The organism is Nocardioides sp. NPDC000445 (assembly GCF_040300245.1).
In the GTDB taxonomy this organism is placed as follows: domain Bacteria; phylum Actinomycetota; class Actinomycetes; order Propionibacteriales; family Nocardioidaceae; genus Nocardioides.
Window position 1 is genome coordinate 105576 of sequence record NZ_JBEPDH010000004.1, and the last position, 26572, is coordinate 132147.

The 26572-nt window shown below is 70.5% G+C and carries 21 protein-coding genes; 15 read left to right on the top strand and 6 right to left on the bottom strand.

Annotation, left to right across the window (positions count from 1 at the left end; translation table 11 throughout):
• Positions 1-19 precede the first annotated feature (19 nt).
• Genes ABT304_RS06925 through ABT304_RS06935 form a run of 3 tightly spaced genes read right to left on the bottom strand, consistent with a single transcriptional unit; the run spans position 20 to position 3794 of the window.
• Entirely contained in the window at positions 20-2080 is a 2061-nt protein-coding gene (locus tag ABT304_RS06925) for a PTS fructose transporter subunit IIABC (protein ID WP_350714240.1), read from the bottom strand.
• Positions 2077-3030, bottom strand: a complete 954-nt coding sequence (locus tag ABT304_RS06930) for a 1-phosphofructokinase family hexose kinase (RefSeq protein WP_350713925.1) — start codon at positions 3028-3030, stop codon at positions 2077-2079. The genes ABT304_RS06925 and ABT304_RS06930 overlap by 4 nt, the downstream gene beginning before the upstream one ends.
• The gene (locus ABT304_RS06935; RefSeq protein ID WP_350713926.1) at positions 3027-3794 is read right to left on the bottom strand and encodes a DeoR/GlpR family DNA-binding transcription regulator; all 768 of its coding nucleotides are present in this window, start codon (positions 3792-3794) and stop codon (positions 3027-3029) included. Before ABT304_RS06935 ends, ABT304_RS06930 begins: the two co-directional genes overlap by 4 nt.
• A gap of 121 nt (positions 3795-3915) precedes the next feature.
• Here ABT304_RS06935 and ptsP point away from each other — a divergent pair, with 121 nt between their 5' ends.
• Both ptsP and ABT304_RS06945 read left to right on the top strand, forming a co-directional pair.
• The gene (gene ptsP / locus ABT304_RS06940; RefSeq protein WP_350713927.1) at positions 3916-5592 is read left to right on the top strand and encodes a phosphoenolpyruvate--protein phosphotransferase; all 1677 of its coding nucleotides are present in this window, start codon (positions 3916-3918) and stop codon (positions 5590-5592) included.
• 30 nt (positions 5593-5622) lie between these two features.
• Positions 5623-6048, top strand: coding sequence for an SRPBCC family protein (locus tag ABT304_RS06945; protein WP_350713929.1), 426 nt, complete (start codon positions 5623-5625; stop codon positions 6046-6048).
• Here ABT304_RS06945 and ABT304_RS06950 read toward each other — a convergent pair.
• Positions 6045-7223: a L,D-transpeptidase gene (locus ABT304_RS06950; RefSeq protein WP_350713930.1), complete on the bottom strand. Its 1179-nt coding sequence runs from the start codon at positions 7221-7223 to the stop codon at positions 6045-6047. The two genes, ABT304_RS06945 and ABT304_RS06950, sit on opposite strands and share 4 nt — an antisense overlap.
• Before the next feature lie 99 nt (positions 7224-7322).
• Here ABT304_RS06950 and ABT304_RS06955 point away from each other — a divergent pair, with 99 nt between their 5' ends.
• From ABT304_RS06955 to ABT304_RS06965, 3 genes are all read left to right on the top strand, one after another.
• Entirely contained in the window at positions 7323-8834 is a 1512-nt protein-coding gene (locus ABT304_RS06955) for a DUF3375 domain-containing protein (protein ID WP_350713932.1), read from the top strand.
• Positions 8835-8902: 68 nt separating this feature from the next.
• A complete protein-coding gene (locus tag ABT304_RS06960) occupies positions 8903-9694 on the top strand; it encodes a DUF4194 domain-containing protein (protein WP_350713934.1) in 792 nt (263 codons plus the stop codon).
• On the top strand, positions 9691-13056 hold the full coding sequence (locus tag ABT304_RS06965; protein WP_350713935.1) for an ATP-binding protein: 3366 nt from the start codon (positions 9691-9693) through the stop codon (positions 13054-13056). The genes ABT304_RS06960 and ABT304_RS06965 overlap by 4 nt, the downstream gene beginning before the upstream one ends.
• A 4-nt stretch (positions 13057-13060) precedes the next feature.
• On the opposite strand, the gene ABT304_RS06970 is transcribed toward ABT304_RS06965, so the two are convergent.
• Positions 13061-14182, bottom strand: coding sequence for a calcium:cation antiporter (locus ABT304_RS06970; RefSeq protein ID WP_350713937.1), 1122 nt, complete (start codon positions 14180-14182; stop codon positions 13061-13063).
• 67 nt (positions 14183-14249) lie between these two features.
• Here ABT304_RS06970 and ABT304_RS06975 point away from each other — a divergent pair, with 67 nt between their 5' ends.
• From ABT304_RS06975 to ABT304_RS06985, 3 genes are all read left to right on the top strand, one after another.
• Positions 14250-16040 carry a gamma-glutamyltransferase family protein gene (locus ABT304_RS06975; RefSeq protein ID WP_502890298.1) on the top strand — a complete coding sequence of 597 codons (1791 nt, stop codon included), beginning with the start codon at positions 14250-14252 and terminating at the stop codon, positions 16038-16040.
• Positions 16041-16422: 382 nt separating this feature from the next.
• Positions 16423-17721, top strand: a complete 1299-nt coding sequence (locus ABT304_RS06980) for an HNH endonuclease (protein WP_350713938.1) — start codon at positions 16423-16425, stop codon at positions 17719-17721.
• Positions 17722-17851: 130 nt separating this feature from the next.
• The gene (locus tag ABT304_RS06985) at positions 17852-18184 is read left to right on the top strand and encodes a DUF1048 domain-containing protein (RefSeq protein ID WP_350713940.1); all 333 of its coding nucleotides are present in this window, start codon (positions 17852-17854) and stop codon (positions 18182-18184) included.
• Positions 18185-18348: 164 nt separating this feature from the next.
• Here the strand turns inward: ABT304_RS06985 and ABT304_RS06990 are convergent, their stop codons facing one another.
• A complete protein-coding gene (locus tag ABT304_RS06990; protein ID WP_350714244.1) occupies positions 18349-19962 on the bottom strand; it encodes a GMC oxidoreductase in 1614 nt (537 codons plus the stop codon).
• Positions 19963-20250: 288 nt separating this feature from the next.
• Between ABT304_RS06990 and ABT304_RS06995 the strand changes: the two genes are divergently transcribed.
• The 7 genes from ABT304_RS06995 (at position 20251) to gcvH (ending at position 26483) form a co-directional block, all read left to right on the top strand.
• Positions 20251-21594, top strand: a complete 1344-nt coding sequence (locus tag ABT304_RS06995) for a hemolysin family protein (RefSeq protein ID WP_350713941.1) — start codon at positions 20251-20253, stop codon at positions 21592-21594.
• The gene (locus tag ABT304_RS07000; RefSeq protein WP_350713943.1) at positions 21594-22652 is read left to right on the top strand and encodes a hemolysin family protein; all 1059 of its coding nucleotides are present in this window, start codon (positions 21594-21596) and stop codon (positions 22650-22652) included. Before ABT304_RS06995 ends, ABT304_RS07000 begins: the two co-directional genes overlap by 1 nt.
• 90 nt (positions 22653-22742) lie before the next feature.
• A complete protein-coding gene (locus ABT304_RS07005) occupies positions 22743-23384 on the top strand; it encodes a CDP-alcohol phosphatidyltransferase family protein (protein WP_350713945.1) in 642 nt (213 codons plus the stop codon).
• On the top strand, positions 23377-24297 hold the full coding sequence (locus ABT304_RS07010; protein WP_350713947.1) for a DUF881 domain-containing protein: 921 nt from the start codon (positions 23377-23379) through the stop codon (positions 24295-24297). Before ABT304_RS07005 ends, ABT304_RS07010 begins: the two co-directional genes overlap by 8 nt.
• Positions 24294-24626 carry a small basic family protein gene (locus ABT304_RS07015; RefSeq protein WP_008359542.1) on the top strand — a complete coding sequence of 111 codons (333 nt, stop codon included), beginning with the start codon at positions 24294-24296 and terminating at the stop codon, positions 24624-24626. The genes ABT304_RS07010 and ABT304_RS07015 overlap by 4 nt, the downstream gene beginning before the upstream one ends.
• Positions 24627-24645: 19 nt before the next feature.
• Positions 24646-26004 carry a DUF881 domain-containing protein gene (locus tag ABT304_RS07020; protein ID WP_350713948.1) on the top strand — a complete coding sequence of 453 codons (1359 nt, stop codon included), beginning with the start codon at positions 24646-24648 and terminating at the stop codon, positions 26002-26004.
• A gap of 92 nt (positions 26005-26096) precedes the next feature.
• Positions 26097-26483, top strand: a complete 387-nt coding sequence (gene gcvH, locus ABT304_RS07025; RefSeq protein ID WP_350713950.1) for a glycine cleavage system protein GcvH — start codon at positions 26097-26099, stop codon at positions 26481-26483.
• Positions 26484-26572: the final 89 nt, after the last annotated feature.

Sequence of the window (26572 nt, forward strand, 5' to 3'; positions counted from 1 at the left end):
TCGGTGGTGGGTTGAGGGTTCAGCTGGTCGCGGCAACCGGGACCGGAGCGCGACCGACGGACTTGAGGGCGATCACCATGCCGGCGCCGACGATGACGCCGGCGGCCAGAGCGATCAGGTAGCCGAGCACGTTGGTGACGGCGAAGAGGACGAAGATGCCGCCGTGCGGTGCGCGGACGCCGACGTCGAAGAGTTGGGAGAGTCCGCCGGTCACCGCGCTGCCGACCATGATGGCCGGGATGACGCGCATCGGGTCGCCCGCGGCGAAGGGGATCGCTCCCTCGGTGATGAACGAGGCGCCGAGCAGCCAGCCGGCCTTGCCGTTCTCGTGCTCTGCCGGGGTGAAGAGCTGGGGGCGTACGACGGTGGCCAGCGCCAGTGCGATCGGCGGGACCATGCCGGCGAGCATGACGGCGGCCATGATCCGCAGCTCGGGGGAGTCGGCGGCGAGCGAGGCGGCGCCGACGCCGGTGGCGGCGAAGCTGTAGGCGACCTTGTTGAGCGGGCCACCCATGTCGAAGGCCATCATCAGGCCGAGCACGGCGCCGAGGGCGACGGCGCTGCTGCCGTCCAGGGCGGCGAGGCCGTCGGTGAGCTGCTCCATCAGCCAGTTGATCGGCTTGCCGAGCACGATGATCATCACCAGACCGGCCAGGATCGAGGTCACCAGCGGGATCACCAGCACGGGCATCAGACCGCGCGCCCAGCTCGGAACCCGCCACCCGCTGACCCAGTGGGCGATCACACCGGCGAGGACACCGCCCGCGATCGCGCCGAGGAAGCCGGTCGCGGGCGCCGAGACGCCGTCGGCGTTGGCCACACCGAACAGGTTGGCGGCCAGCGCACCCATGATGAAGCCCGGGGCGATGCCGGGGCGATCGGCGATGGCGTACGCGATATAGCCCGCCAACGCCGGGATGAACAGCATGAACGCGGTCTTGCCGATGACGAAGAACAGCGCGCCGAGGTAGACGGCGAGGCCGCTGTCGAAGAGGGCGTGCTCGAGACCGAGGGCCTGTACGTCGGGGAGGTTGGTCAGGGTGTTGTCGACCATGACCGCGCCGTAGACGTCGGTGATGTCGTAGCCGCCGAGCAGGAAGCTCAGCGCGATCAGCAGGCCGCCGGCGGCGACGAACGGGATCATGTAGGAGACACCGGTCATCAGGACCCGGCGGGTCCGTCCACCCCAGCTCTCCGAAGCGGCGCCGGCAGACTCCGAGGAGTCGCCTCTGCCGGACTCCACGCGGGCGGCGTTCGGGTCCGCGGCGGCGGCGAGCGCCTCGGCGATCATCGCGTCGGCGTCGTCGATCGGACGCTTCACACCGGAGGAGACCAGCGGCTTGCCGGCGAAGCGGCTCCGGTCGCGGACGCCGACGTCGACGGCGAAGATGGCGGCGTCGGCGCGGGCGATCGTCTCGGCGGGCAACGGCGTCGCCCCGGCGGAGCCCTGGGTCTCGACCGCGATCTCCACGCCGGCCCGCGCGGCCGCGGCTTGGAGCGCCTCGGCCGCCATGTAGGTGTGGGCGATCCCGGTGGGGCAGGCGGTCACCGCGACCAGGGTGCGCTTCTCCGCCGCGGCCGGGGCCGGCTCGGGCTCCGGCGTGGCGCTCTGCGAGGCGGCCGGTGCGTCGCCGACCGCGTCGAGGATGGTCTGGGCGGCCTGCTCGGCCGAGTCGGTCTCCCGCAGGGTCTTGCCGAACTCGGGGCGGGCGAGCGCACGGGCCAGCTTGGTCAGGATGGTCAGGTGCGTGGCGTCTCCGCCTGCCGGCGCGCCGATCAGGAACGCGAGGTCGGCGGGGCCGTCCTTGCCACCGAAGTCGACCGGCGAGGAGAGCCGAGCGAAGGAGACGACGGGCTCGTCGACCCCGGACGTACGGCAGTGCGGGATCGCCAGGCCGCCGGGGAGACCGGTCGCGGAGACCTCCTCGCGGGCCAGCGCGTCGGCGACGAGCGCGTCGAGGTCGGTGGCCCGGCCGGAGTCGGCCACGCGCTGGGCCAGGGCACGGATGACGTCGTGCTTGTCAGGGCCGAGATCGGCGTCGAGGGCGACGAGCTCGGGGGCGATGAGTGCGGACATCAGAGTCCTCCGGTGATGGGGTCGAGGTCGCGTACGGACACGAGGTCGGCACGGACCTGGGGTGGGGTGGGGAGGGTGGTGCCGGGGAGGCCGGCGGCTGCACTGCCGTACGCGACGGCGAGCCCGAGACGTTCAGGGGCGGAGAGTCCGCGCAGGTCGGCGAGGAGATAGCCGAACAGCGAGCTGTCGCCGGCACCGACGGTGCTGACGACCTCGGTCGGCGGCGGGGTGGCGTGCCAGGTGCCTTCCGCGGAGACGAGGACGGCGCCGTTCCCCCCGAGGGTCGCGAGCACGGCGGTGACGCCGCGGTCGACCAGGGTTCGGGCCGCCGCCGCTGCGGCGGCCGGCTCGTCGAGGGAACCGGAACCGGTGATCGAGGCCAGCTCCTCGGCGTTGGGCTTGAGCAGGTCGGGTGCGCCGGCCGGGAGCCCGGCGGCGAGCGCCTCGAGAGGTGCCTCGCTGGTGTCGACGGCGATGCGGGTGCCGGTGGACCGGAGTGCGCTCACGACCTCGGCGTACCAACCGGACGGCGCCTCGGGCGGCAGCGAACCGGCGAGGACGACCCAGCTCGCCTGCTCGGCCTCCTTCACCAGCCGGGCCGCCAGGGCGTCGAGCAGCGCCGGGGTCGCGGTGGCGCCCGGTCCGTTGAGCTTGGTGGTGGTGCCGTCGGGTTCGGTCACCGTGGTGTTGATCCTCGGCCGGCCGGCGGGACCGACGGTGACCACGTCGAGCCCGGAGGCGCGCAGCTCGGTGACCATGGGATCGAGGTCGGGGCAGGGGAGCACGGCGCGGGTGGGGACGCCTGCGGCGTACGCGGCTCCGGAGATGTTCACGCCCTTGCCGCCGGGCTGGGAGGTCGTGGTCCGGGCGCGCAGCACCTCGCCGCGGCGCAGCGGGCTGGTGAGCATCACGGTGTGGTCGATGCTCGGGTTGGCGGTCAGGGTGACGATCATGCGATCAGCACCTCGAGGCCGCTCTCGCGGAGCTCGTCGGCGACGTCGTCGTCGATGTCGCTGTCGGTGACGAGCACGTCGACGTTGCCCAGCGCGGCGAAGCGGAGCGTGGTCTCGACGCCGATCTTGCTGGAGTCGGTGAGGCACACGACCCGGCGGGCGGCGTTGACCAGCGCGCGCTTGGTCGCGGCCTCCTCGTGGTTGGGGGTGGAGAGGCCGTGGGCCAGCGTCAGCCCGTTGGTGGCCACGAAGGTGACGTCGACCCGCAGGCGGCTCAGCGCGTCCACGGTCTCGGCGCCCACCGCGGCCTGGGTGGCCGGCCGGACGCGGCCGGGGAGCAGGTGGAGCTCGATCTGAGGGCTGCCGGCCAGCATGGCGGCGACGGGGACCGCGTGGGTCACCACGGTGAGCTGGTGGTCGCGCGGCAGGGCGTGGGCGAACCTGCTGGTCGTCGTGCCTGCGTCGATCGCGATCGTGCCGCCTTCAGGCGGGAGGAGCGCGAGCGCGGCCCGGGCGATGCGGTCCTTCTGCGCGGTGAAGGTCTGCTCCCGCTCGCCGAGGGCGGACTCGAGCACGGCCATCGCCTCCACCGGCACGGCGCCACCGTGGACTCGGCGGACCAGACCGCGTCGCTCCAGGGTGGAGAGGTCTCGCCGCACGGTCTCGGTGGTGACCTCGAACCGCTCGGCGATGTCGGCCACGGATATCCGCCCGCGTTCGGCGACGAGACGGGCCGTCGCGATCTGCCGCTCCTCGGCGTACATCGCGGCCTCCTTCATGATCGGTGTGGTTTCGGGTGGGTTTCGGGGTTGTGAATGCCCACATGTGTTGTTTTATGCCCGAATGTGTTGACTCGTCAAGGGGTTAGGGCAGATATTTGTGGTCATGGTCACGTCTCACTCATCTGTCCTCTCCGGCACCCCGGTGGTCCCGGGCATCGTGCTGGCGCCCGTCCACGTGGTGCGGACCGAGGTCGATCCCGCCGCGCTGGAGGCCTTCGAGCGGCGCGGCTTCGACCAGCCCGACGACGCGCTCGCGGCCTACGAGGCGGCCGCCACGGCCGTCGCCGACGGGTACGCCCGCCGGGCCGAGAAAGCCTCCGGTGCAGCCGCCTCCGTGCTGAGCGCGAGCGCCGGCCTGGCCCGGGACAAGGGGCTACGGGTCGCCGTGGAGAAGCACCTGCGCGCGGGGGAGGGACCGGTCGCCTCCGTCGCAGCGGCGGTGGAGCAGTTCGCGACGCTGTTCAGCGGGATGGGTGGACTCATGGCCGAGCGGGTCACCGACCTGCGCGACATCGAGCGCCGGGTCCTCGCGCACCTCGCCGGTGAGCCCGAGCCCGGCGTGGACGTGCCCGAGGGGCGGTGCGTACTGGTGGCCGCCGACCTGGCGCCCTCCGACACCGCTGCCCTCGACCCGGCCCGCGTGGTCGCGCTGGTCACCGAGCGAGGCGGCCCCACCAGCCACACCGCGATCATCGCCCGCCAGCTCGGCATCCCGTGCCTGGTCGGCGTGGCCGGCGCGACCGGCATCGTCTCGGGCACCCGGGTGCTCGTCGACGGCCAGGCCGGGATCGTCGACCTGGAGCCCGGCCCCGACGCCGCCGCGCGCGCCGAGGCCGACCTCGCCCGGCGCCAGGCCGTGGCCGCCTGGTCCGGGCCAGGGCGTACCGCCGACGGCCACCCGGTGGCGCTGCTCGCCAACGTCGCCGACGGCTCCTCGGCGAGTGACGCGGCCGCCGGCCAGGTCGAGGGCGTGGGCCTCTTCCGCACCGAGCTCTGCTTCCTCGACCGTCGCGAGGAGCCCACGGTGGCCGAGCAGGCCGACGTCTACACCGAGGTGCTCGCGCCCTTCGCCGGCCGTGGCCACGTCGTCGTACGTACCCTGGACGCCGGCTCGGACAAGCCGATCGCCTTCGCGACCCACGAGGGCGAGGAGAACCCGGCGCTGGGCGTGCGCGGCCTGCGGCTCGCCGCGGACAACCCCGGCCTGCTGGAGCGCCAGCTCGACGCCATCGCGATCGCCGCCGAGCGGGCCGGCGCGGACACCTGGGTGATGGCGCCGATGGTCGCCACCGTCCAGGAGGCCGCCGACTTCGCCGCGCTGGTCCGCGCCCGCGGCCTGAAGCCGGGCGTCATGGTGGAGGTCCCGGCGGCTGCGCTGATGGCCCACCGGATGTTGGAGGTGGTCGACTTCCTCTCCATCGGCACCAACGACCTGACCCAGTACGCGATGGCTGCCGACCGGCTCGCCACCGACCTGGCCCACCTCACCGACCCGTGGCAGTCGGCGGTGCTGCAGCTCATCGCGATCACGGCCGAGGCGGGTCGTACGGCCGGCAAGCCCGTCGGCATCTGCGGCGAGGCCGCCGCCGACCCGCTGCTCGCGCCCGTGCTCGTCGGCCTGGGTATCACGTCGCTGTCGATGGCCCCCGCGGCCGTGGCCGCCGTCGGTGCCCGGCTCGAGTCCGTGTCCGCCGGGCTGTGCGACGAAGCCGCTGAGGCCGCGCTCGGCGCGCTGTCACCGCAGCAGGGCCGTGAGGCGGTCGCGAAGATCCTGGGCTGACCCGGGGGCGGTACGCGGCAGACTGGGCTCATGTCCGCGCACTATGTCTTCGCAGAGACCTGGGAGCTGCCGATGTCGACCGAGGCGGTGCGAGACGTACTGGTCGACCTGGAGCGCTATCCCGAGTGGTGGCCGCAGGTGCGGGCGGTGGCGAAGCTGGGCGAGGACGATGCCCTGCTGGTGTGCCGCTCGACCCTGCCGTACGACCTGGAGATCGTGCTGCACGCGGTCAGCCGCGACCTGCCGACGCTCGAGGTCGGGCTCGGCGGCGACTTGGACGGGTTCGCGCGGTGGACGCTCACGCCGGCGCCGGGCGGGAGCCGGATGGTGTTCGAGCAGGAGGTCGTCGTCGACGGCCTCCTTGGACTGGCCTCGATGCTGCTGCGGCCGGTGCTGACCTGGAACCACCGGCAGATGATGCTCGGCTGCCGCAACGGTCTGGTCGCCGCGGGCTAGAGTGCGGAGCCCTTCTGGTACTCGGCCCAGGACAGGTTCCAGTCGCCGAACCCGTTGTCCCACTCCATCTTCCGGTCGGTGCCGGTGGTGTCGACGATGTCGCCGATGCGGGCCAGGCCGTAGAGCCAGGCGGCGTTGGCGGTCGACAGGCCGGTACAGCCGTGGGAGACGTTGGCGTAGCCCTGGGAGCCGGTCGACCACGGCGCGGCGTGGATGAACTCGCCGGAGTTGCTGATCCGCATGGCGTACTCGACGTCGTCGAGGGAGTAGTAGTCGCTGGAGCTCTGGTCGGAGATGCCGATCGTCTCCGAGCGCATCTCCTTGACGCGGTGCTTCTCGGAGATGACCTTGATCCCCGAGCGCGTGGTGAAGCCGGGCTTGCCGGTGGTGATCGGGATCGTACGCAGCAGCTTGCCGTTGCTGAAGACCTTCATCTGGTGCGTACGCGCGTTGACCTTGAAGACGTGCGCGTCACCGACCTTGTAGGTGGCGGTGCGGCTGTGCTGGCCGTAGACGTCGCCGCCGGCGGAGGCGCCGTTGATGTCGAGGTCGACCTTGATGGTGGTGCCGGGCTTCCAGTACTTCTGTGGACGGTAGCGAGCCTCGGTGTCGGAGACCCAGTACCAGGACCCGGTCTGGGCTGGGGTGGAGGTGACGTGCATGCGCTTCTCGAAGGAGGCGTGGTCCTTGACCGGGATGTCGAAGTAGACCGCGACCGGCATCCCGACGCCGACCTCGGACTTGTCGACGGGGACGATCGTGGCGAAGGTCTGCTGGGCCAGGGAGAGCGAGCGGGTGGTGAAGCTGCTCTTCACGGTGCCGGTCTCACCGGTGGCGGTGACCGTGTAGCGCAGGGCGGGGTCGAGCAGGTCGTTGGCGGTCCACGTCTTCTTGTCTTCGGAGAGCGAGCCGGGCACCGTGCGTCCGTCGGGCTTGGCGACCTTCACGCTCGTGAACTCACCCGAGGTCGCCGTCACCGTCACGACGCTGTCGACGGGTACGTCCTTGGCGCCGTCGGCGGGGGCGATCGTGGCGGCGAGAGGCTTCGCCGACGGCGAGGCGCTGGCCGACTCGCCCTTCGCGGCGGACTCCGGGCTCTCTGAGTTCCCGGCGCAGCCGGAGAGTGCGATCAGGGCCACCACGGCCACAACGACAGGAAAAGGACGAACCCGCATGGGATAACTATGCGGTAGGCGGCAACCGAATTCTCGGCGCGTCCGCGCGTGTGATGAAGGTTGTGGTGTTGTCGGTGCTGCCACGTACGGTATCTGCCGATGAGTGACACTCGCGTCGAGGCGGCGTACGCCGGGGCTCTGGCCGCCTTCAAGAACCCGATGCTCGACCTCCTGCACGGCCGGTTCGCGCCGTTCGTGGTGGCGGTGCTCTCGGTGACCTTCACCTCCGAGCGGGCTGCCGTGCCGGTGGTGGACGCGCACGCCGAGATCGGCGACATGCTGGACCGGCTCCGGGCGACCGGCCACGCCGAGGGCGAGGGTGGCGAGGTGATGCTGCCGGTCGGCACGGCGCGCGAGCTGTGCCGCCAGTGGGTGCGCGCCGGGTGGCTGCTGCGCCAGATCGAGGGCGAGGACGAGGTCTACCGGCTCTCCGCGCATGCGGTGGGCGCTCTCGAGATCGCGGGCCGGGCGAGCGGGTCGCGGGCCCGGGTCTCCGAGTCGCGGGTCAGGACGCTGCTGGAGGCGGTCGAGCGGCTCGCCCTGGATGCCGACCCCGACGTGCTGACCCGGGTGGCGCGGCTGACCGAGGAGATCGCCGAGCGGCGCGCCGAGATCGCCCGCCTGGACCGCACGGGCGTCGTCGACACCGTCGACGACGACACCCTGCTGGAGCAGGCCGAGAACATCCTCCATCTGACCCGTGAGCTTCCGGCCGACTTCGCGCGGGTGGTCGAGTCGATCCGGGCGATGCAGCGTGACGTGGTGACCGACCTGCGCCAGGACGTACGCCCGGCGGGCGAGGTCCTGCGCGAGTACCTGCAGCGCGGCAAGGACGTGATGGCCTCTACGCCGGAAGGCAAGGCGTTCGCCGGTGCGCTGCGGATGATCGGTGACCCGCGCCGCCTCGACGACCTGGCCACCAACCTGCACACGGTCCTGCGCCACCAGTTCACGAAGGCGATGGGTCCGACCGAGCGGGCCGAGCTGGCTGCGGTCGGGCGCAGGATCGAGACGGGCGTGGCCGAGGTGCTGGCCGCCCAGCAGACCGCCTCTCATGTGATCACCACCCAGGTGCGTACGCACGACCCGGCCCGCGACCGGCAGGTCGACGACCTGCTGCGCGATGTGATGGTCGGCTTCCAGGCGTGGATGCCGTCCTCACGGCCGGCCGAGTCCGTCGAGCCGCTGCGCCGGCTGCCGGTCGCCGACCTCGGTCACCTGCGCCAGTCGGTCAGCGAGCTGCGACCGCCCGAGCCACCGGCGCCGCTCGCCGACTGGGGCGACGTGGAGAGCGCCGTCGAGGACACCAAGGCCTGGGGCGGGCCGGGCTACCGGGCGATCGAGGCCCACCTGGACGACTATCTCGCGGCCCACGGGGCGGACGAGCCGGTCGACCTGGCCGAGGTCTTCGCGGCCGCGCCGGAGGAGATCCGGCGCCCGGTCGACCTGCTCGGACTGCTCGAGATCGCGCATCGCCGCGGGATGGCCGAGACGGGGGAGATCTCCACGATCGAGGCGGTCCGGGCCGACGGGGTGCGGCGACGGTTCGCGTTCGGCGGAGTGAGGCTCAGCGCAGTGATGACGGCAGATGACGAAGGGGATGGGCGTTGAGCGAGACGGTGACACCGGCCGAGGCTGAGGCTAACCCTCAAGTTGAGGTTGAGGATGAGGCGGAGACCGTGGCCTACGGCAGCGAGCCGGAAGGCTTCATCGAGCCCGTCTCGATGGAGGACGACCCGACCGAGCTCTTCGTCGGCGACCGCGGTGTCCTCGACGCCGACATCCGCCGAGTGCTGGTCCAGCTGCTGCGCCGCCGGTTCATCACGGCCGAGAAGAACCCGCGGCAGTGGCGTACGTTGCTCGACCACCAGGCGGTGATCGAGTCCCGGCTCCACGACCTGTTCATCCGGCTCGTCGTCGACCACGACCGCGGCATCGCCTACAAGCGACAGGTGCGCTCCGAGGAGCTCGACGTGCCGGTGCTCCTCAAGGACGACGCCTACTCCCGGGCCGAGACGCTCGTGCTGGTCCATCTCCGCACCGTCTTCCAGCGCGAGCGGGGCGCGGGGGAGAACTCCGCGCGGGTGGACGCCGACGAGCTGGAGCAGACCGTGCTCACCTACTTCGACGTCGCCAGCGGCGACGCCGCCGCCCGCCGCGAGATCCGCCGGGCCGTCGACCGGCTCGCCCGCGAGGGGCTGATCGAGGAGGAGTCCGAGGACCGCTACCGGATCACCCCGCTCGTCGAGATCGTGCTGAGCGTCGAGAAGCTCGCCGAGCTCAAGGCGTGGCTGAAGGAGCAGCCCGCCGGTCGAGGGCCACTTCGTTCAGACCCTCGCGCCAGCGAGCGTGTCGAGACCAACACAGTCGAATCGAGCGCCGAGGAGGACCGTGTTGGTCTCGACACGCCTCCGCCTAGCGGCTCTGGCGGCTCGACCAGCGAGGATGACGACGAGGAGATCGAAGAATGAACATGATCGACAGCCTCTTCGGCCTCATCCCCGCCCGCTCGAACGGCCGGCAGTGGGTCGCGCGCGAGCTGCAGCTGGTCAACTGGGGCGGCTACGACGGCGCCCACCGGGTGCGCTTCTCACCGACCGCGACGCTGCTGTCCGGAGGATCCGGGTCGGGCAAGTCGACGCTGATGGACGCCTACATCGCGCTGATCATGCCCCACACCACGCCCTTCAACGGTGCCTCCAACGGTGGTGTGGTCGGCCGTCCGCGCGGGCAGGACCAGCGCAACATCCTCTCCTACGCGCGCGGCAAGATCGACGAGGCGAAGACCGCCGACGGCACCAAGATCCGGGTGCTTCGCGGCGACGGCCGCGACACCTGGTCGGCGATTGCGATGACCTGGGAGGACCAGACCGGGGCCCGCTTCACCGCGGTCCGTGCCTGGTACGTCCCCGCGTCCGCCAAGAACCTCGACGACGTGACTAAGCTCCGTGCCGTGGCCGAGGCGGGCTTCGACGTACGCGATCTGGAGCCGGTCGCGGCCCACCGGTTCACGCGCACCTCGGTCGCCGAGGTCGGGCTCACTCCGATCGACACCGACCGCGACTTCACCGCTCGGATCCACTCCGCGCTCGGGATCGGTGCCGCGGGCGACGGCGAGAAGGCCGTCAACCTGCTGGGAAGGATCCAGGCGGGGCAGCAGATCACCACGGTCGACGACCTCTACAAGAAGATGGTCCTCGAGGAGCCCGAGACCCTCGCGACCGCCGACGGCGTCGTCGCCCACTTCGACGAGCTCTCCGCGACCCGCGACCGGATGGTCACCGCGCAGCAGCAGGTGCGCGCGCTGACGCCGATCCGCGAGCACCGGGCGGCGATCGAGGACGCCGCCGCCAGGCTGGAGGTGATCGACGGGATCGGCGCCTTCGGTGACGAGACCACCCCCGCCGGGCTCTGGCGGGCCGGCAAGCGGGTCGACCTGCTCAGCGAGCTGGAGTCGGACCTGAGCTCCCGCAAGAGCGCCGCGGAGAAGACGGTCGCCGAGAAGCAGGCGCTGATCGACGCCGCCGAGTCCGAGCGCGACGGCCTCGCGGTCACCGTCGCCGCCTCCGGGGGCCGGCGCCTCGAGGAGGCCACCCGCGAGATCAGGTCCGCCGAGACCCGGGTCGACAACGTACGCCGCGCCCGCGAGACGCTCGACAAGGAGCTCGCCGTCCTCGGTGCCGTGGCCACGACTCCGGACGAGTTCGAGGCCCTCCAGGCGACCGCGCAGGAGGCGCTGGTCGACGACGATGCCCGCACCACCGCCCTCAACGCCTACGCCGCCGCCCGCTCGGCCGAGGCCGACGCGACCGGCCTGGTCGGTCGGCTCGAGAACGAGCTCGCCGATGCCGAGAAGACCAAGAGCAACATCCCCGAGCCGTTGCGCGCGGCCCGCGCGGTGCTCGCGGAGGCGGCCGGGCTGAGCCCGGCGGAGATGCCGTTCGTCGGTGAGCTCGTCGAGGTACGCACCGAGCACGAGGCCTGGCGCGAGGCGTTCAACCTGGCCCTGGGCGGGTTCGCCACCACGATGCTCGTCGACGCCGCTCATGTGGGCGCTTTCCGGGCCGCGATCGAGTCCGTACGGCAGCGCACCCGGATCCGCTACGAGGCCGTCCGCACCGGCATGAAGGACGGCGTGCACCCTCTCGACGAGGGCACTCTTCCGGGACGCCTCGACTACCGCCGGGGTGTGTTCACCGGCTGGCTCAAGCAGCGGCTGACGGAGCGACACGGCTACGTCTGCGTGCAGACGCCCGCGCTGCTCGGTCAGCACCGGATGGCGCTGACGGTGACCGGCCAGGTCTCACAGGGGACCCGCGGGGCCCACGGTGGTCACGGGGCCGGCAACGTGCTCGGCTTCACCAACACCCGGCGCGTCACCGAGCTCACTGAGCTCCTCGAGACGGCGCGCAAGGACGCGGAGACGGCGAGCATGGCGGTCGCCGAGGCCGAGCGAGCCATCAAGGACCTCGACCTGCGGCGTACGTCCTTCAAGGCGGTCACCGCGCTCACCTGGGACCAGGTCGAAACCGCCGGGGCCGAGGCCGAGCGGGACCGGTGGGCCGCGGTGATCGAGGAGGTCACCGCCGACAACCCGGAGATCGCCACGCTGCAGGCGCGGCTGAAGAGCGCCCGCGCCAAGGTCGACTCGCTGCGCGAGGGGATCGGGGCCGCCAAGAGCACCGTCAAGGAGCTCGACGTGCGGTGGAGCGACGTCGTCGAGCAGGTCGACCGGGCCAAGGACGCGCTGGAGGACGCGGCCGCCTCGGGCACCGATGTCGCGCCGGCCCAAGCCGACTATCTCGAGCAGCTCTTCAAGGCGGCCGGCGGCGAGGAGGCCGGCCGGCGCGAGGACGCGCTCGCCGAGCTCGATGCCGTCTTCGCCCGGGCGGGCGAGAGCCTCGAGACCGACCGCGCCGCCGCACAGGAGACGATCGGGGCCGCCCGCGTCCAGCTGCGGCAGACGTTCGAGGCGTTCCTCGAGCGTTGGCCCAACCCCAACCTCCACACCGACCCCGATGCCTCCTACGCCGACTTCGACCGTCTCCTCGACGAGCTGCAGACCAGTGGCCTGCACGAGCTCGAGGTCGAGTGGCGCGACTCGCTGCTCAAGCTGTCGGGCAACGACCTGACCAACCTCGACTCGACGCTGTCGCGGGCCGTGCGTGAGATCCGGGACCGGATCGACCCGATCAACCAGATCCTCGCCGAGCTGCCCTTCAACGACGACGGCCACCGCCTCCGGATCGACACCCAGGAGGGCCAGTCGGCGGTGCGTGGCCGCTTCCGCAAGGAGCTCCGCGCCGTGCGCGACCTGATCGAGAAGGCGTCGTCCAACGAGACCCGGGAGCAGGCCTACACCCGGATGTCCCGGCTCATCGACCGCATGCGCCGCACGGCCCCCGACTTCGCCGACCTGATCGACGTACGCAACCACGTCCGGGTCAGCGCCGAGAAGGTCACCGCCGACACCGGTGAGCACGTCGCCCTCTACGACCACATCGGCGAGAAGTCCGGCGGCGAGTCGCAGGAGCTGGTCGCCTTCATCGTTGGCGCGGCGCTGCGCTACCAGCTCGGTGACGCCGGCGCGGAGCGCCCGCGCTACGCGCCGGTCTTCCTCGACGAGGCGCTGATCAAGGCCGACGCCCGCTTCACCGGCCGCGCCATCGGCGCCTGGCGAGGTCTCGGTTTCCAGCTCATCATCGGCGCCCCCAACGACAAGCACAGCGCCATCGAGCCGCACGTCGAGGTGCAGTACACCGTGCTCAAGGACGCCGAGGGCCACTCGTTCCCGAAGCTGGAGGTCGGCCTCGACGAGGTTCCGGCGCGATGACCGGCTAGGGCTGCATCGAGAGGAACAGGAACGCGGCCAGCAGCACCAGGTGGACGAAACCCTGCAGGGCGTAGACGCGGCCCTGGACCACGGTGAGCCCGGTGACGAAGACCGAGATGACCAGCAGCACGATCTGGGTCGGCTCGAGGCCGAGCTCGAGGGGACCGGTGAGCCAGATCATCGCGACGGCGAGGGCGGGGATGGTGAGTCCGATCGACGCCATCGCTGAGCCGTAGGCGAGGTTGAGGCTCGTCTGGACCCGGTCCCGAGAGGCGTTGCGGACCGCGGCGATCGACTCGGGAGCGAGGACGAGGAGGGCGATCACGACGCCCACGACCGCGTAAGGGAACCCGAGGCTCTTGACGGTGCTCTCGATCGTGGGGGAGAGGACCTTCGCCAGGCCGACCACGGTGATGAGGGAGACCAGGAGGAGGGCCAGGCTGAGGGCGGCCTCGCCCGCCGAGGGCGGGTCGGCGTGGCCGTCCTTGTCGAGGTCGACCAGGCCGGTCATCCGGCCGTGCTCGTCGCTGGTGACGGGGAGGAAGAAGTCGCGGTGGCGGACCGTCTGGGTGAAGAGGAAGGCGACGTAGAGCGCCAGCGAGGCGATGGCGGCGAAGACGAGCTGCGACGTCGAGTACTGCGGGCCCTGCGCCGACGTCGTGAACCTCGGCAGCACCAGGGTGAGACCGGCCAGGGCGATGACGGTGGCGACCGCCGACCCGGTGCCGGCGGCGTTGAAGCTGACCAGCCCGTGCTTGAGGGCGCCGACCATGAGCGAGAGCCCGACGATGCCGTTGAGGGTGATCATCACCGCGGCGAAGACGGTGTCACGGGCGTATGTGCTGGTGCTGTCGCCGCCGCTGGTCATCAGCATCACGATCAGGCCGACCTCGATCACGGTCACCGCGATCGCGAGGATCAGCGAGCCGAACGGCTCCCCGACCTTGTGGGCGACCACCTCGGCGTGGTGGACCGCGCTCAGCACTGCGCCGATCAGCACCGCCGCGACCACGGCCAGGATCGTCCAGTGGTCGTGACGGAGCCACGCGAAGATCAGCACCACCAGAGCGAGGATCGGCACGACCAATGACCATTGCAGGCGGCCCCGGACCGCTGGCGCACTCATGGGGCGACCCTATCCCGGCTCTGGGCCGCCGACGGGATGCGCGACGCGCGCTCGTAGCCTGAGGGGCGTGCCTTCCTCCTACACTCCTCCGGCCGCGTTCAAGACCCGTCCCGACCTGCTGGGGAGGTTCGGCATGGTCGGCTCGACCCACTGGCTGGCCAGCGGTGCCGCCCAGGCGGTGCTCGAGCGCGGCGGCAACGCCTTCGACGCGGTGGTCGCGGGTGGGTTCGTCCTCCACGTGGTCGAACCCCACCTCAACGGGCCGGGCGGCGACCTGGTCGGGATCTTCGCTGCTGCCGACGGCGCGCCGACGGTCCTGATGGGCCAGGGGCCGGCGCCGGCGGGGGCTTCGGTGGAGCACATGCGGGCCGAGGGGCTCGAGCTGGTCCCGGGCTCGGGCGCGCTGGCCGCCGCCGTTCCGGGCGCGGTCGAGGCGTGGCTGATGCTGCTGCGCGACCACGGCACCTGGGAGCTGGGCGAGGTGCTCGCCTACGCCATCGACTACGCCCGCAACGGCCACCCGATCCTCGGTCGGGCGGTCTCCACGATCGCCGCCGTGGCCGACCTGTTCCGCGATCACTGGCCCACCTCGGCCGTCCACTGGCTCGTCGACGGCGAGCTGCCGGAGCCGGACACGATGGTCCGCAACGAGGCCTACGCCGCCGTGCTCGACCGTCTCGTAGCCGCCGGTGACGGCGCCGCGACCCGCGAGGAGCGCATCGACGCGGCGCGTGCCGCCTGGGGGAGCGGCTTCGTCGCCGAGGCGATCGAACGGTTCGTACGCACCCCGCACCGCCACTCCTCCGGAACCGATCATTCCGGTGTGATCACGGCGGCCGACATGGCCGGGTTCTCGGCTGCGTACGAGACACCGGTGACGACGGAGTTCCGGGGCCACACCATCGCGAAGGCCGGGCCGTGGACGCAGGGGCCGGTGCTGCTGCAGACCCTCAACCTGCTCGAGCCGCTCGACGATGCGCTGCTCGACCCCAGCAACCCCGACGGCGCGCACACGATCCTGGAGGCGACCAAGCTCGCCTTCGCCGACCGCGACGCCCACTATGGCGACGGCTCCGATCCGGCCGTGATCGAGACCCTCCTCTCCCAGGAGTACGCAGCGACCCGCCGGCCCCTCATCACCGATGTCGCCTCGGCCGAGGTCAGGCCCGGGCTCGGCGCGAAGGCCTTCCCGCCGCTGCGCGAGACCTACGACCCCGCCGTTGCCGCTTCCGGGGTCGGGGAGCCGACCGTCTCGCGCGATGGCGAGACCCGCGGCGACACCTGCCACATCGACGTCGCCGACCGCTGGGGCAACATGATCGCGGTCACCCCCTCGGGCGGGTGGCTGCAGTCCTCGCCCACGATCCCCGAGCTCGGCTTCTGTCTCGGCACCCGGCTGCAGATGACCTGGCTCGAGCCGGGCCTGCCGTCCACGCTCACCCCGGGCCGCCGGCCGCGCACGACTCTCACTCCGACTCTCGTCCTCCGCGAGGGGCGGGCCGTCACCGCTGTCGGCTCACCTGGCGGTGACCAGCAGGATCAGTGGCAGCTGCTCTATCTGCTGCGCACTCTCGTCGGCGGCTATTCGCCTCAGGAGGCCATCGACGCCCCCGCCCTCCACTCGACATCGTTTCCTGGTTCCTTCTGGCCGCGTACGTGGACTCCTGCGGGTGCGGTCCTCGAGGACCGGCTCGGGGCTTCGGTCATCGAGGGGCTGCGGGCCCGGGGGCACGCTGTTGAGCTGAGTGGCGACTGGTCTCTCGGGCGGCTTTCTGCGGTTACTCGGGATCCGGAGAGCGGGACGCTTTCTGCTGCTGCTAATGCTCGGGGTGCGCAGGGGTACGCCGTCGGGCGCTGAAGTTTCGGCCGCTGGTCGAGCCGGCTTGCTCCGCTGGTCGAGCCGCCGGAGCCGCTAGGCGGAGGCGTGTCGAGACCAACACGGTTCTTCCGCGGGAGAGCTCGCTTATGGGACTGTGTTTCGTTTCAGGGGTTCGCCGCCGACCCTTGCTTTGAGTGTTTCTCGATCGTGCGCCGCGTCAAGGACGCCCTTCGGGCGCCGGCTTCGCCGGCCGCTTCGCGGTCCTTGACTCGGCACCCGATCGAGAAGGATTTCGCCTATAACGGGGCGGCGGCGAGAGAGTGGCGCGGAGTTCACGGTCCTTGTTCGCTGACCGCGTAACACCGGTCTGACCTGCTTAAATAAGTCGCACCATGGTGCTCGCGCGCATATAATGAGGCCTATGTACGAGACCATCGACCGCCTCCTCGCTGGGCCGCCTGCGGGTGCGTCCGAGGCTGAGCTGGTCGACTGGATCGCGCGTCTCGAAGAGATTAAGTGCGCCGCCGAGGCCGTCCAAGCCGAAGCGGCGGTACGCCTGGATGAAGCGGTCCGGGCACGCCAGGCCGCGGCCGGGGTGCCCGCCCGCAAACTCGGTGAGGGTGTCGCTTCGCAGGTTGCGTTGGCGCGGCGGGTCTCGCCCGAGAAGGGCGCCAAGCTGCTGGGGCTGGCCAAGGTTCTGACTGCGGAGATGCCGCACACGTTCGCGTTGATGAAGGCGGGTCGGTTCTCGCAATGGCAGGCCACCATCCTGGCCCGCGAAACCGCCTGCCTCTCCCTCGAGGACCGCAAGGTCATCGACCAGGAACTGTGCGCCACTGGCCCTGGCGGGGGACCTGCCAAGGCTGCGGTGATGGGGTTGCGGCAGCTCGAGAACGCCGCCAAGAAGCTCGCCATCACCCTCGACCAGGCCTCCGTCGTCGCCCGGGCCGCCAACGCCGCCAAAGACCGCCGCGTCAGCCTGCGGCCGGCACCGGACACGATGACCTGGCTCGGCGCCCTGCTCCCGGTCAAGGACGGCGTCGCCGTCTTCGCCGCACTCGACGAAGCGGCCAAGGCTGCTGCGGCCTCAGGTGATGAGCGCACTAGGGGTCAGGTCATGGCCGACACCCTGGTCGACCGGATCACCGGCCGCGCCGAGATTGGCGGCAAGCCGCGGATCGAGGTCAAGATCGTGATGACCGCCGACTCCCTCACCGGCGACGCCGACCAGCCGGCCATGGTCGAGGGCTACGGGCCCGTCCCGGCCGCCTGGGCCCGCGAGACACTCGCCGACGCCGAGGTGTTCGTGCGCCGGTTGTTCACCGACCCCGCCGGGCAGTTGGTGGCGATGGAGTCCCGCTCACGCAAAGCCCCCGACGGGCTGGCCGAGTTCATCACGACCCGTGATGGTGGGATCTGCCGCACCAACGGGTGCGATGCCCCGATCCGGAACATCGACCACGTCGAACGCCATGCCGACGGCGGCGAAACGAGATCCGAGAACCTGCAAGGGCTGTGCGAGAGGTGCAACCAGGCCAAGGAAGCCCTCGGCTGGCTGGCCAGACCAGGACCCGACGGCAGCATCATCACCACCACACCCACCGGGCACACCTACATCAGCCCACCACCCGACACCTGGGCACCAGACCCACCACCGCGACTGTCGCCAGCAGAACACAGGCTGCGTGACCTGGTTCGCGACCACACGCTTGCGGCCTGAGGCTCGTGGGCCTCCGAGAACTTTCTTCGGATCGGTGCTTGACCTTGACGCTACGTCAGGGCTGCACGCTTCTTCCACGGCCCCAAACAGGGCCTGAACCACACCGAACCGACCCAAAGGGAGCACCACCATGAACAACATCCTCAGCCGCCTCGTAGGTGACAAGAAGGACTGGAAGCGGATGGAAGCCCGCGCCGCCGCACTGCCCGCGGACTACCGCACCGTCTATGGCGAGATGAAGAGCTACATGTGGCGCTTCACCGCCGGCGACGGCATGGACATCGTCGAGATCCTGCGCGAGATCCTCGACCTGTTCGAGACCGAGGCCGCCGCCGGACGTCCGGTCCTCGAGGTCACCGGACCCGACCTGGCCGCCTTCTGCGACGCACGCCTGCCGGAGAATGACCTCTACAGCGTCAGGCTCCGGGCCACCCTCGACGAGGTCGTGCGGAAGCTGGCGTGACGTCGGGCGAAAACGTAAGAGCCCCGCTGGCGTCTCGGGTCACCAGCGGGGCAAGAACAATGTTGCCGCATCACCTAAGGGGTTGTCACCCCCTTTCGGCAAAATCTGCAGAATTTTGCATTGCAAGATCCTGGTGGGCCCGAAATGGCTCCAGGCGTCACCCGTCAGATGACCGTCCCGACGTCCTTGGTGACGATGTTGTCCATCGCTCGCTCGGCGACGGCGGCGATGGTCATCGACGGGTTGCACGCTCCCGTGGTGCCGGGGACGAGCGCTCCGTCGAGGACGTAGAGGCCGTCCTGGCCCTGTACCCGGCCGTCGAGATCGCAGACGGTGCCCATGTTGGCGCCGCCGAGCGGGTGCCAGGTGCTGTTGACGATGGTGTTGGTGTCGATCAGGGCACCGAGGCCGCCGCTGATCTTCGAGACCCGCTCGTGGATGGCGCGATAGCTCGCCGAGTCGCCGCCGAAGGGGAAGCGGAGGGTCACCGAGTCGGTCAGCGAGCTGTAGCGGAAGCTGCCGCGATCGGCGCTGACGCCGAAGCCGACCAACATCGTGGCGCCCAGGTCGAGGCCGAGGGGGAGCGGTGGCAACGATGCCTGGATGACGGTGTTGGCCGTGGTCGGGTCGGACCAGTCCTGGCTCTGGTAGACGACGGGACCACCCTGCGTACCGGTGAGGTTCTCGTCGAAGGGGCGCCACATGTAGATCCGGTCGCCGTTGGTGCCCCAGCCCCGGCCGAGCTTCTCGGGAAGGTCCGGGATGGTGTCGGTCGCCGCGGCGCGGACCAGGAGCTTGCTGGTGTTGAGCGAGCCGGCCGCCATCACCAGTGCGCGGGTGGTCAGGATCTTCTGCTCCACGACGTCGCCGGCGTCGTTGGTGCGGTCGACATGGACCTCCCAGCGACCGTCGGTGGCACGGGCCACGCTCGTCACGTTGTGGCGAGTGGCGACGTGCACCAGGCCGGTGGCCTCGGCCTGCTCGATGTAGGTGACGTCGACGGAGTGCTTGCCGCCGTTGTTGACACCGAGGGCGCAGTCTCCGTTGGTGTAGGAGGGAGCCATCTCGCCGCGCAGTTCCGCGAGCGCGTAGGACCAGTCGATCGGCATCGGGATCTTCTGCAGGTCATAGCCGGCGGCCTCGACCCGCTCGCCGAACGTACGCGAGACCCGGTAGTTGTCCGAGGCGATCAGCTCGTCGGGCGCGGTTGCGGCGCCGAGCATCTTGGCCACGCGTGGGTAGTGCACCCGGTCCATCAGCTCGTAGTCGAGCTCGTTCGGGAACCAGGTGTTGAAGACCTCTGCGGACGGCTGCAGCGTCATGCCCTGGTAGACCAGCGAGCCACCGCCGACACCGGCCGCGCACATGGCCAGCATGTTCTGGCCGAGGACGGGCTCGAGCAGACCGACGTACGGCCCGAAGTTCAGGGGAGTGCCGAGCAGCTTCTGGAGTGGCTTGAGCGCCTCGGGGGCGGTGGTGTGGAACAGCACCCGCTTGTCGAGCGAGCGCACCGTCGGGAAGGTCTGCGCGTCGGGCCCGGTCGGCCAGCGACGGCCGCGCTCGAGCACCGTCACCGGTACGCCGGCCTCGGCCAGCCGCAGCGCGGCCACGCCACCACCGAACCCGGACCCGATGACGACCGCCCGGTGCTCCTCCCGCACCAGTCGTACGCGGCGGGGCGAGGTGGCTGCGGCCGGACCGCCGAGCAGACCGGACGCCGCGGCACCGGCGGCGCCGGCAGCACCGGCCAGGAAAGTACGTCGTGAGGCTGAGGACATGGTCAAGGGGACTCCCTCGGCTCGTGAATCGTCGGCTAATTCCGCGTAAGAGTTGACGAACGGGCGAGGTGTGTCAAGGTTCACAGCCCCGTTCTGGACAACTGTGTCCGGAACGCGACACGTCCCGGAGAGCCCGGTACAGCAACGCAGAAGGCGCAACCACAGCCATGTAGGCTGACCGCACTTCCAACAGCTAAGGACGATCTGAACCCCGATGGACGGACCGCAACCCGGCCAATATCCATGCCCGCTGAGTGATTCGCGGCCGCACCCGTCGAGGTTGGCGTGATGACCGAGGTTCTGTTCATCTTCCTGGCGCTGCTGCTGGTTGCCGCCTGTGGTGTCTTCGTGGCCGCCGAGTTCTCCCTGGTCACGGTCGACCACGCCCAGGTGGAGATGGCCGCCGAGCAGGGCGACAAGGGCGCCCAGGGCGTGCTACGCGCGATGAAGGAGCTCTCCAGCAACCTCTCCGGCGCTCAGGTCGGCATCACCGTGACCAACCTCGGCATCGGCTGGATGTCGGAGCCGGCGATCGCCGAGCTGATCGACGCGCCGCTGCTCGCCACCGGCCTGCCCGAGGGTGCGGTGGCCGGGATCGCGGTGGCCATCGCGCTGATCCTCTCCACGATCGTGACGATGCTCTTCGGTGAGCTGGTCCCCAAGAACCTCGCGCTGGCCCTGCCCCTGGAGACGGCGCGGGTCACCCAGGGACCGATGCGGGCCTTCACCCGGCTCATGCGCGGTCCGATCAAGGTGCTCAACGGCACCGCCAACGCCATCGTGCGTCGCCTGGGCATGGAGCCGCAGGAGGAGCTGCGTTCGGCGCGAAGCTCGGCCGAGCTCTCCTCGCTGATCCAGCGCAGCGCACACGAGGGCACCCTCGACGCCGACACCGCAGAGCTGATGGAGCGCTCGGTCGAGTTCGGCACCCGCACGGCGGGGGAGATCATGACCCCGCGCGTACGCGTCCACAGCCTCGACCACAACGACCGCGCCGAGGCGCTGATCGAGCTCACCCGGCGTACGGGCAACTCCCGCTTCCCGGTGCTCGACGACAACGAGGCCGTGGTCGGCACGGTGCACGTCAAGGCTGCCGTCGCGCTGCCGGTGCACGAGCGGCCCACGGCGAAGGTCAAGCACCTGATGGTGCCGCCGGTGGTCGTGCCCGACTCGCTGCGCCTGGACCCGCTGATGGCGCTGCTGCGCGCCGAAGGGTTCCAGCTGGCCGTGGTGCTCGACGAGTACGGCGACCAGGCCGGCATCGTCACCCTCGAGGACGTGATCGAGGAGATCGTGGGCGATATCGCAGACGAGCACGACCCGCTCAGCGCCCGCGCCCGGCTGCGCCGGGACGGCGGCTGGTCGCTGTCGGGCCTGCTGCGTCCCGACGAGGTCGAGGACATCACCGGAGTCGCGCTGCCCGAGAGCGAGGACTACGACACCGTCGCCGGTCTGATGCTGAGCCTGCTGGGCCGCATCCCCGAGCCCGGTGCCAGCGCCGAGCTGACCGTGCCCGGAAACCCGCCGCCCGACTCCGACGATGAGGACGTCTACGCGAGGTACGTGAAGTTGACCGTGGAGGTCATGGACGGGCGCAGGATCGACCGGATCTCGATGCAGGTGATCGGCTGATGAGCACAACCATGGGGCTCGTGCTCGGCCTGGTGCTGCTGCTCGCCAACGCCTTCTTCGTCGGCTCGGAGTTCGCCCTGGTCTCGGCGCGGCGCAGCCAGATCGAGCCCGCCGCCCAGGCCGGCTCGCAGATGGCCAGGATCACCCTGCGGGCGATGGAGAACATCAGCCTGATGATGGCCGGTGCCCAGCTGGGCATCACGGTCTGCTCGGTGCTGCTGCTGGCGATCACCGAGCCGGCGCTGGCCCACCTGCTCGAGCCCGGGTTCGACCTGATCGGTCTGCCCGAGGCGTTCCACCACCCGGTGGCGTTCGTGATCGCGATGCTCGTGGTCACCTACCTGCACGTGGTGGTCGGCGAGATGGTGCCGAAGAACATCGCACTCGCGGGCCCCGACAAGGCCGCTCTCGTCCTCGGCCCGGCGATCTACGCGGTCGTCTACGTGCTGCGCCCGATCATCGTCGCCTTCAACTACGCCGCCAACGTCTGCGTCCGCGCGCTCGGCATCGAGCCCAAGGACGAGGTGAGCTCCGCGTTCACCCGCGCGGAGGTGGCCGCCATGGTCGAGGAGTCCCGCGGCGAAGGGCTCCTGGAGGAGGACGAGTACGGCCGACTGGCCGGCGCGCTCGGCTTCACCGAGAAGACCGTCGCCAAGGTCACCATCCCGATCTCCGACTGGACGATCGTTCCGCGCGGTGCCTCGGGCGCCGACATCGAGGCGGTGTGCGCCTCGACCGGTTACAGCCGGTTCCCGGTCGCCGGCGAGAGCGGCGACCTGGTCGGCTACCTGCACATCAAGGACGTGCTCGAGCCCGATGACGTACGCCGCCGGCAGCCCGTCCAGAACAAGTGGATCCGCCCGTTCGCGACGGTGACTCCCGACGACGCGCTCCACGAGACGCTCGAGACGCTGCAGCGCCGCGGCGCCCACATGGCCCGGGTCGTCCGTGAGGACGGCGGCACCATCGGCCTGGCGACGCTGGAGGATGTCATCGAGGAGCTGGTCGGCGAGATCCGCGACGCCGCCCACGCCGACGACTCAACGGCTACCGACTAGGGTTGGCTCGTGCCGCGTCTGGTGACAGAGGAGAGCCCGCAGATGCCCAACCGTCGATCCGGTGATCCCCGCCTGCAACATGGCCGGGACATGCGGCGACCGCGGGGCACCGCCGACCGCAACCAGCCCGTGCTCGGCAAGCTGCTCAGCATCCTGCGGCTCGTCTACGCGCCGGTGGTGCTGTGGGCGGTGATGATCGCCGAGGACGACACGATCGCGCTGTCCGCGTTCGGTCTCGCGGTGGTCACCGACCTGCTCGACAGCTGGCTCAACCGCAAGCAGCTGGGCCGCCGCCGCTCGGGCGAACTCCTCGATGTGGTGGCCAACACCGTCTTCGTCCTGGCCGCGACGCTCGCGCTCTGGCAGATCGACGTCATCCCGTGGCCGATCGCGCTGCTGGTGCCGCTGCGGTTCGTCGGCCTGCTGGCGATGATCCCGGCGCTGCGCAGCCGTGGGGTGCGTACGCTGCCCGTCCATCTTCTCGGCAAGGTGGCCGCCTTCTGCATGCTGGCCTCCTTCCCGTTGCTCTACCTCAGCCACGACATCCCCGAGACCCTCGACCTCGGCCTGGAGCCGAGCCTGCCCATCCAGGTGGCGCAGGCCTTCGGCTGGGCCTTCGCGCTGTGGGGGATCCTGCTGCTGTGGTGGAGCCTGGTCCTCTACGCCCAGGAGGTGCGTCGCCTGATGGCCACCACGCCACCGCTGGAGAAGGGCGGGGCGACCCGTGCCTGACCAGATCCCCGGTTCCGAGGACCTGCGGGCCTACGTCACCAAGCCACTGCTCGACCGCATCACCGACCAGGCGATCGACTCTGACTACATGGCCGCCGCCGAGCGGCGCGAGCCCACGGGGGAGGAGCCGACGCGGCGTCGCCGGCCCGGCCTGTGGGCGATGGTGGTCGTCGGGCTCTTCGCGCTGCTGGCCACGACCGCCGCAGTGCAGACCTCGCGCAACGAGGACATCCGACAGACCAGCAGGCAGGTGCTGGTCGACCGCATCGAGCAGCGTCAGGACCGGATCGCTGATCTTCACCGTCAGATCTCCGCCCTCCGGGAGGACAACCAGCGGAGCGAAGCGGCGCTCAACTCGCTCGGGCTGCGGGCCGAGTCGGCGTCCTCGTCCGCCGCGTCGACCGCGGAGGAGACCGGTTTCGCTCCGGTGACCGGTTCGGGGATCAGGATCACCATCGACAACGCCGCCGACGGCAGCGAGGGCGGCACCGTCCGCGACTACGATCTCGCCGTGATCGTCAACGGACTGTGGCAGGCGGGCGCGACGGCCGTCGCCGTCGACGGCCAGCGGGTCACCCCGCGCAGCGGCGTGATCACCTCCGGCGCCACCCTTCGGATGAACGACGTCTCGCTCTCGCCGCCCTATGAGGTGTCGGCCATCGGCGACACGCGTACGCTGGCCGCACGCTTCGCCGAGACGGTCTCCGGCGCGATGATCCACACCACGACGCAGGACTACGGGATGCCCTACGACGTCGAGAACATCGACCGACTGACCCTTCCCGCGGCGCCGGCTGATCTGCTGGAGTTGACCCACCTCGGGGCCAAGTCCAAGGACAAGGGCACCCAGAAGCCCACCGACAACACCGACGAAGACTCTGAAGAGAACAGCGAAGGGGACCGCGAAGAATGATCGCCGTCATCGGCCTAGTGATCGGCATCGTGCTGGGACTGTTCTTCCAGCCCGAGGTGCCTGTCGGCCTGGCGCCTTACCTGCCGATCGCCGTCGTCGCCGCACTGGACGCCGTGTTCGGTGCGCTGCGCGCGTTCATGGACGGCATCTTCGACGACAAGGTCTTCGTCGTCTCCTTCATCAGCAACGTCGTGATCGCCGCCGGCATCGTCTACCTCGGTGACCGTCTCGGCGTCGGTGGCCAGCTGTCGACCGGCGTCATCGTCGTCCTCGGCATCCGCATCTTCACCAACGTCGCAGCCATCCGGAGGCACATCTTCCATGCCTGACCGGAAGAGGAGGCCACCGGTGAAGCGGACCGCGGCCAAGCGGACCCCGGCGAAGAAGGCGCCGGCGAAGAAGCCCGCCACGCCTCCGGAGGAGACCGTCGCCGAGCCTGTGACCGACGACGGCGCCACGCCTGAGGCCTCGGACGAAGGTACGCCGCCTGCTGAGCAGGCGCCCGCGGAGTCCGTCGAGACGACCGACGCCGCCGAGGTCGAGGAGCCGTCGGAGAGGGAGGCTCCCGCCGAGGCTGAGTCCGCTGAATCTTCGTCCGATGATTCAACGTCCGACGAGACTGTCGACAAGCCTGCGGAGCCGGTGGCCGAAGAGCCGGTGGCCGAGGAGCCGGTGGCCGAGGAGCCGGTGGCCGAGGAGCCGGTGGCCGAGGAGGCGGACGACGTCGAGCCGGTCGAGCCCGTCGACTTCGTCGAGCTTGACGAGCCCGCTGAGCCAGTCGAGTCGGCTGCGGCCGAGGAGTCGGCCGCCGAGGACGCCGAGAAGAGCGACGAGCCCGCTGAGGTCACCGAGCCCGACGAGGTCGAGGACACGGCGGTCGACGAGCCGGCCGAACAGACCGATGGGCCCGATGAGGCCGTGGTGCCGCCGAACACGGAGAAGGCCGACGAGCCTGATGAGGCGGATGAGTCTGAAGAGCCCGAGAAGGAGCCGGCGCCGCTGGTCGGACGGGCGCGGCTCTTCGACGCGCTCACCCACTTCCGGCGCGGCCAGGTGGCCGTGGCGGCCCTGCTCTGCGTACTCGGCTATGCCGCCGTGGTGCAGGTCCAGACGAACACCGAGGACTCGACGTACGCCGGTCTGCGCGAGCAGGAGCTGATCGACATCCTCTCCGGCCTGGCCGGCACGACGCAGAAGGCCCAGGAGCAGATCGAGGAGCTCGAGGCGACCCGCGACGAGCTGGAGGACCAGACCCTCCAGCAGCAGACCGCGCTGCAGCGCGCCGAGGAGCAGGTCGACACGCTCCGGGTGATCGCCGGGACGGTGCCGGTCAGCGGTCCGGGCATCACGATCGAGATCGACCCGGGCGCCGACCCGCTGCGGCTGACCGCGCTTCTCGACCTGATCGAGGAGCTGCGTACGAGCGGTGCCGAGGCGATGGAGATCGAGGGGGCCGACGGCGAGGCCGTACGCCTGGTCGCGTCATCCTCGATCGAGGTCAGCCAGCCCGGCGCGGGTCTCAACGTGGGCGGCGAGCTGATCAGCCCGCCCTACCGCCTCCAGGTGATCGGCCCGCCCGACACGCTGGCCGGCGCGATCGACTTCTACCAGGGCCCGCAGGACCAGCTCGAGGAGCAGGGCGCGGAGGTCAAGGTGGAGTCGGAGGAGAAGATCGACATCGAGTCGATTCACACCGTGTCCCGCTGACCGTTTCGTCGGTGGCTCGCAGTAGGGTTTCGACAACAGCTCGCGGGACGATCTTCCGCAGCCAGACCAGTACGCCTGATGAGGAGATGGCCGTGTACCCCGAGGACCTGAAGTACACCAGCGAGCACGAGTGGCTGCGCAACCCTGGCGAGACCGAGGGCTCCGTACGGATCGGCATCACCAACTACGCCCAGGACGCCCTCGGCGACATCGTCTACGTGTCGATGCCGGCCGTCGGCGACACGATCAAGTCGGGCGAGAGCTGCGGCGAGCTCGAGTCGACCAAGTCGGTCAGCGACATCTACGCGCCGATCTCCGGCGAGGTCGTCGCGATCAACGGATCGCTCGACGCCACGCCCGAGCTGGTCAACGACGACCCCTACGGCGGGGGCTGGCTGTTCGAGGTCACTCCGTCCGATCCTGCCGAGCTGGAGAGCCTCCTCGACGCCGCGGCGTACGAGGCATCGCTCGACGCCTAAGGCCGTGCGCTAAGAATTGGCGCAGCCCAACCGAACACCTGGGCCGACCTGATAGGTTGCGGATACCATCCCTCAACGTTCACTTGAGG